A 6,670-nucleotide genomic window follows, 5' to 3' on the forward strand; every position below is an offset into this window, starting at 1 on the left:
AAGAGACAGGTATAAATCAATAATGCATTGTAAATTTCTTCGTTTGTGCACTGACGTACATTTTTCTTATACAGGTCGTAGATGAGTTTTTCTAAATTTTCCATCGTAATCTCCCTTTCTGAAATGAATATGTGTTTTTTATGAGTTAGATTGCTTATTTTTTTAGTTTTGAATAGTATATTGTTTTTTGGTTATATCAGTAAGAGAAGTTCTCTTGCTGACATCTATAACTATATCAGCAGTCTATTCAAAAAAATACAACAAAATTGCGATTTTATGACAGGTTTCTGCGAAACTTGTGAGGAGACATTCCGGTTACCTGCTGGAATTTCTTAATGAAGTAGCTGGTGTTGTTAAAGCCTACTTCCAGTGCGATCTCTGTGACGGAGGAGTCAGAGTGCAGAAGCAGAGGCTTGGCTTTCTCAATGCGCAGGTCATTGATGTAGGCAATCAGGGTCTTGCCTGTATATTGCTTGAACAGTTTCATAAAGTAGTATTCGCTGTAATTAGAGAGAGCAGTAAGCTCTGCTGCAGTCAGCGACTGTGAATAATTAAGGTTGATGTAGTCCAGGATCTTTTTAATAGAAGCAAGACTTTTGTTCTCTTCCTTATCTGCGGGGGTGATGTAATTTCCCATGAGCATTTCGTAGAAAAAGCTGAAGAACAGAGCCTTTAATTTTACGAAATAATATGGCTTTTTTTCTTTATGGCAGGCATGGATCCGGTCAAAAAGCTGGCAGATATTTCCGTAATTCTCATCAGATCTGGAAATAATATGGGTAAATTCCGCCTGATTTTCCATCAGAAGGGAAATGACACGTTCCTGACATAAATCTCCCACCGGTCCGGACAGGAAATTCAGGTCAAAGACAATGCTCCTGAAATAAAGGATATTCTTCAGATCTGTTTTTATGCCATGGAGAACGCCACGGTTCACAATGATCAGGTCACCGGCCTTGACACGGATGATTTCTTTATTCAGACGTACCAGACCACTGCCGGATTCAATATAGATCAGTTCCATCTCATCATGCCAGTGGTTATAGAGAGAATGGAAGATTTCGCAGTTGTCAGTGTATGTTTCTACAGGAAGTTCAAATGAACCGTGAGAGCTTCGTTCTTTCAGGGTGTCATCGACTTCAATGGGGGGAGTTGGCATGAGAAGTGCCTCCTTTTATAAAATATCTGGATTATAAAGAATATTATGAAAGACAGAACACAGTCTGTCAATCAGTGTAATTGCCTTTTTAACCGAATCAGGTAAGTCTCCTGTTTCCATTGCGAAATTTATTTACCTTAATAAATATTAAGATAAACCCTGTTCATCCTGTAAGGTTACAATCTTATGATAGCCTCAGATGAAAAAGTTAAGTCAAAAATAAAGCCAACCCAAAACCTAAAAAAGCACAAAAGAAATAAGGAGGACAAGCAAATGGAAATCACAAGACCTGCTGTAGCAGGAACTCTGGAATCCAGTGACTGTCAGGTAATGATCGAAGAAGGAGACGGCAAAGTTGAATTTTCACTGGAGAGTTCTGTTATTAACCAGTACGGAAATCAGATCAGAAAGGTAGCACTGGAAACACTGAAAAACCTTGGTGTAGACAATGCGAAAGTAACAATGGTTGACAAAGGTGCACTGGACTGCACCATCAAAGCAAGAATTGAAGCAGCTGTTTACCGTTCTGTCTTACAGACAGAAGATTTACCATGGGGAGGTGCTATCCGATGATCAATCTAAATAAAAAAAGATTAAGAAGAACCATGATGTTCCTGAACGCACAGAAACCGGGCCTGATCAAAGATCCTTATATTTACAAACCAGATTCTATTATGCTGGACCTGGAAGATGCAGTTGCTGAGAACCAGAAAGATGCAGTTGCTGAGAACCAGAAAGATGCTGCAAGATTTTCCCTGTTTCATGCATTAAGAACCATTAACTACAGAGGATGCGAACGAGTAGTCAGAATCAATGGTCTGGACTTCCCTTACTGGAAAGAAGATATCCGCTGCGCAGTAGCAGGCGGCTGTGATTCCATCCGTATCCCGAAAACAGAGAGCGCCAAAGACGTTTACATCGTAGAAAAAGAAGTAGCTCAGGCAGAGAAAGATTTTGGACGTCCGGAAGGAAGTGTCCTGATCATGGCAGCTATCGAATCCGCAAGAGGTGTTATGAGAGCTCTGGATATCTGCGAAGCATCTGAGAGACTTTTCGGTATCGCTCTTTCAGGCGGTGATTATACAAAAGACCTCCAGACACATATCACAGGTACAGGACTTGAGCTGATGGGTGCAAGACAGAACCTCGTTATCGCTGCAAGAGCAGCAGGCGTTCAGTGTTTCGATACTGTTTATACAGATCTTGACAACATGGAAGGTTTCCGTCAGGATGTTGAGACGATCCACCTGATGGGATTTGACGGAAAATCCATTATCAACCCGCGTCAGATCAATATCGTACATGACATTTACACACCAAAACAGAAAGACATTATTTTCGCAGAAAAAGTTGTGCGCGAGATCGATGAGAAAAAGGCTCAGGGTATCGGCGTATTTACAGTAGATGGAAAAATGATTGATATTGCTTTCATCGGAACTCCTACCTGCGATGAATACGGAAACTGCCGTGGTATCGGTGGAAAATCCGACTGTGGTGTGCTTTCCTATGCGATGGCAGATGCTCAGTATGCAGATCACGTAGTTGCCATTACAGACTGTATGGTTCCATTCCCGAACTTCCCGGCACATATTTCCATGACAAATGTGGACTATGTAGTCGCAGTAGATGAGATCGGTGATCCAAACAAGATTGCAACTGGTGCAGCCAAACCTACCACAGATATGCGTAAGCTTATGATGGCAGATTACTGTACTCAGTTTGTAATAAATACTCCTTATTTCAAAGATGGTTTTTCTTATCAGACTGGTGTAGGCGGTGCATCTATCGCATCCACCATCTCTCTTGCAAAAGTCATGAAAGAACGTGGCGTGCGCATGAGATTTGGTGTGGGCGGTCTTACCAAACCGATGTGTCAGTTATTGATCGACGGCCAGGTAGATGCACTTCTTGACACCCAGGACTTCGACCTTGCAGCCGTAGAGTCTGTAAAAGATCTCCATCACTTCCGCATCAGTGCAGGAGAGTATGCGAACCCATTTAACAAAGGTGCTGTTGTCAACAAGCTGGATTTCGTAATTCTTGCAGCCCTTGAGGTAGACGTAAACTTTAACTGCAACGTCGTTGTAGACTCCAACGGAATGATCATCGGTGCCCAGGGTGGTCATCCGGATACAGCGGCAGGTGCCAAATGTGCAATCGTTATCGCGCCACTTCTTCAGGGAAGAACACCGGCGATCTGCACAGATGTAACTACAGTAACCACACCGGGCGAGAGCGTAGATGTAGTTATCACAGATTACGGCATCGCTATCAACCCGAGAAGAAAAGACCTGATCGAGGCAATGGAGTGTGTTGATCTTCCATTCACAACCATTGAACATCTCCGTGATATCGCATACGAGATCGCAGGAGAACCGCAGAAGGTTGAAAAAGGTAAAAGAGTTCAACTGTTTCTTAAATAATGCTGTTAACATGGAATATTGCCCGGATTTGGGCATAGAAGTTTAAGAAAATATATCTAAAGTCTTATATACATATAGAGATGATATTACACATTAATTCATTTTCTGCTCAAATTCTTCAAGAGATTTGGCATTTAATGAAAGTGCAAACCATTTTTCTAATTTAGTAACGTTTTTCTCGGAAGATATGGTATTTTTCAATTCGTCAGAAACTGGAAATTTATGTTCTAAGGACATAATGATATTCTTAACATAAACTTCAATTGTATTATCTCTTAGCATTTCTTCCAACAACATATAACGATCCTCCATAGAGTGGTTTTGCTTAATATCATCAATTTTCTTTTCAATATTTCTGACAAAAGGATCTGTATTGGATGATGTGTCAATTCTTCCAATATCTTTTACATAATTCAGAAACTGCACCAGTTCGGCTGGTACTTCGTCCTGATTTTGTCCATATGAATTAAGATATATGGTTTCTACTCCATCATTGACCATTTTTCCAGTTTCTCTGCAAAGTGTTCCGGTAGAATATCTGTATAAGCCATCAGTAAAGGGATCAAAATCACATATAAAAATAACATAGGTATTTGGTAAAGCCTCATAAGATTCACCGGTACGCAGAGCATCCATATCTAACTGTGCATGGTAGTATCTGCCTCTTTTGGGAAGATATTTTTGCAGAGAAACCTGCATTTCTACGTTAAAACGTGTTCTGGCTTCATCAGCAGCATATACATCCAGACGAACTCCATGATATTCAGAATGATATACCATAGTTTTCTCAGTCTGGACATGAACTTCAGCAATGGAAATCCCTATAGCAAGTTCCAATACTCTCCGGCAGATTTCCGGGTCGGACATAACCGCGGCAAACATAAATGCGTCCCGTATTGTTAGGTCTTTAAATTTTTTCATTTTGTTCTTCTGACCTTTCTAAAACAGAAGAACTCTTTGGACTAATTATAATGTATATGGAAAAGCATTGCAATAAAAATGTTTCGACAAATTTTTTGTTTATTTTAACAGTGATAGTTAGCAGCATGAACCTTGAGAAAATAAATGACAGAAAAACCAAATATGTATGCAACTATGGCTATTTATGTAAATGTTAAAAATGTGATTTAAATATATGTTACTATATTGTGATGAGAACAAAAAGTATTGTAGAAAATAAATGGATGGTTGCGGCATGAAAATATGAGGATTGTATTACAACATCCAGAGTTATCTGCAACAGAGGGAAAAGGAGGAAGGTATATGCATAGAAAAAGGATTTCAACAGTTATGGCTTGGGTTCTGGCATTAACTATAATTACAGGCCAGGGAAGTCTGACATTTGCGGCAGAGGAAATTTCTGCAAGTCAGGAGGAATTTAGTTCAGGAGATTTAATGGATTCTGCAACAGAAACTTTACAAGAGACAGAATCAGAAATTTCTGAGAATGATATTGATTTATTTACAGATGAGACAGAAGCAGAAACATTTTCAGCAGGTGATGCAAGTACATCGCTTCAAATCGGAGAACAGGAAATTAGTACATCAGGAACTTATACATAATGAATATCATACAATAGCGAGAAGATGCGATGTGATACCAATGTCAGTGAACAGTGTTGATGGCAAGGTAAGTGTTATCTATTTTGATGCAACTGTAACAATGAATGGTAAAGAATTTACCAGCAGAAAGATAATCCCAACAAATACATTAAAAAAAGATGAAAAAAGAAATCGTATTTCTACAGAAGTTATTGTTGAATCAGGTGTGACTAATGCGACAGTTACTGGGTTGGATAAAATTAATGTAAAGGATATCCTGTCACCTAAAGAAATAGAAAAGTATGAGGATCCAAATACAAAGGTGGATATTAATATATCTACAAAAGTGACGGAGATTACGGAGACAGTTTCTAAAGAAGAAGTTTCCAAGGCAGAAACAGAACTGGATAATATTATAAAAGATATAGCTGTAAGTCCGAAGCAGAAAAAAATAGAATACTTTGATATATCTATGCGTAAGAATATCAAAACTGGAAATAATGAAGTTGAATCAAGTAAAATTAAGGATATGAATAAAGAAGTTACAATTGAACTGGAACTTTCAGAAGAAGCGCGGAATGTTCCTTCTGGATTTACCAGAAACTTTTATGTAATCCGTATCCATGACAGCAAAGTTGATCGTCTGGATGCAACACGTAATGGTAATAACCTGAGCTTCAAAACCAATAAATTTTCTACTTATGCAGTAGCATACGTGGATGTGAAAAACAACACATCTTCACCAAGCTATCCAAGTACACCGAGTTATCCTGTAACAGATGTAACTTTATCACACGATAAAGCAGATCTGACAAAAGTGGGTGAAACTTTACAGCTTACAGCAACAGTAAAACCGTCTTATGCAGATAACAAGACCATTACATGGAAGTCCAGTGATGAAAAAGTTGCAACAGTAGATAAAGACGGCAAAGTAACAGCAGTTGCCAACGGAACAGTAACCATCACAGCAACATCAGCAGATGGAAAACACAGTGCAACCGTAACCATTACAGTGAAAATTTCACCTGAGAAGCTGACACTTACAGCAGAAAATAAAACTCTTACAAAGATTGGTGACACGTTGCAGATCACAGCAAAGGTAGAACCGGATAATGCATACGATAAGCTGATCTGGAAATCCAGTGATGAAAACGTTGCTACTGTAGATGCGGACGGAAAAGTGACAGCTGTAGGTAATGGCGAAGTTACAATTACAGCAACGACAGAAGATGGTAAACTCAATGAATCAGTAACAATTACTGTGAAGATTCCAGATGAACCAATTATAAATGCAACAACAGGATATGGAAATCTGAAAGTACGTTCTGTAACTCAGTCTAATGATTCTATAAAGATAGAATGGAGCAGAATCAGCGGCGCAGATGGATATATTGTTTATGGTAGTCAGTGTAATGGAAATGGAAAAGTTTATAAATAGTGTCTGCTGATTAAAAGAAAAATCAGCTTAAAACCATTGATTTTACTGTGTTTTCTGCTCAAAGATGGTATAATAAAGTGCACGGTTTTAACAGATCTCAAATCTTTT

Annotated in this window: 6 protein-coding genes; 4 read left to right on the forward strand and 2 right to left on the reverse strand. The window is 38.9% G+C overall.

The annotated features are described in order from the left end of the window. Positions 1-274: 274 nt before the first annotated feature. Positions 275-1,159 (reverse strand): AraC family transcriptional regulator, encoded by an 885-nt coding sequence (locus ACTNES_RS18515; RefSeq protein WP_300336116.1) that lies wholly within the window; start codon positions 1,157-1,159, stop codon positions 275-277. A gap of 273 nt (positions 1,160-1,432) precedes the next feature. Between ACTNES_RS18515 and citD the strand changes: the two genes are divergently transcribed. Both citD and ACTNES_RS18525 read left to right on the forward strand, forming a co-directional pair. Beyond that, entirely contained in the window at positions 1,433-1,732 is a 300-nt protein-coding gene (gene citD / locus ACTNES_RS18520) for a citrate lyase acyl carrier protein (protein WP_300335447.1), read from the forward strand. Beyond that, positions 1,729-3,582 (forward strand): aldolase/citrate lyase family protein, encoded by a 1,854-nt coding sequence (locus ACTNES_RS18525; protein WP_441040340.1) that lies wholly within the window; start codon positions 1,729-1,731, stop codon positions 3,580-3,582. Before citD ends, ACTNES_RS18525 begins: the two co-directional genes overlap by 4 nt. A gap of 93 nt (positions 3,583-3,675) precedes the next feature. Here ACTNES_RS18525 and ACTNES_RS18530 read toward each other — a convergent pair whose 3' ends face one another. Beyond that, positions 3,676-4,503 carry an Rpn family recombination-promoting nuclease/putative transposase gene (locus ACTNES_RS18530; protein WP_291816227.1) on the reverse strand — a complete coding sequence of 276 codons (828 nt, stop codon included), beginning with the start codon at positions 4,501-4,503 and terminating at the stop codon, positions 3,676-3,678. Positions 4,504-4,845: 342 nt separating this feature from the next. Here ACTNES_RS18530 and ACTNES_RS18535 point away from each other — a divergent pair, with 342 nt between their 5' ends. Together ACTNES_RS18535 and ACTNES_RS18540 are read left to right on the forward strand one after the other, a co-directional pair. Next, positions 4,846-5,145: a hypothetical protein gene (locus ACTNES_RS18535; RefSeq protein ID WP_291816226.1), complete on the forward strand. Its 300-nt coding sequence runs from the start codon at positions 4,846-4,848 to the stop codon at positions 5,143-5,145. Between the two features lie 40 nt (positions 5,146-5,185). Further along, positions 5,186-6,562, forward strand: coding sequence for an Ig-like domain-containing protein (locus ACTNES_RS18540; protein WP_441040341.1), 1,377 nt, complete (start codon positions 5,186-5,188; stop codon positions 6,560-6,562). Positions 6,563-6,670 lie beyond the last annotated feature (108 nt).

Origin of the sequence: Blautia sp. HCP3S3_D9 (genome assembly GCF_052063845.1) — a bacterium.
In the GTDB taxonomy this organism is placed as follows: Bacteria; Bacillota; Clostridia; order Lachnospirales; family Lachnospiraceae; genus Blautia_A.

Coding starts and splice junctions, on each gene's coding strand:
- ACTNES_RS18515 (WP_300336116.1), bottom strand. CDS start 1,159: ATGCCAACTCCCCCCATTGAAGTCGATGACACCCTGAAAGAACGAAGC.
- citD (WP_300335447.1), top strand. CDS start 1,433: ATGGAAATCACAAGACCTGCTGTAGCAGGAACTCTGGAATCCAGTGAC.
- ACTNES_RS18525 (WP_441040340.1), top strand. CDS start 1,729: ATGATCAATCTAAATAAAAAAAGATTAAGAAGAACCATGATGTTCCTG.
- ACTNES_RS18530 (WP_291816227.1), bottom strand. CDS start 4,503: ATGAAAAAATTTAAAGACCTAACAATACGGGACGCATTTATGTTTGCC.
- ACTNES_RS18535 (WP_291816226.1), top strand. CDS start 4,846: ATGCATAGAAAAAGGATTTCAACAGTTATGGCTTGGGTTCTGGCATTA.
- ACTNES_RS18540 (WP_441040341.1), top strand. CDS start 5,186: ATGTCAGTGAACAGTGTTGATGGCAAGGTAAGTGTTATCTATTTTGAT.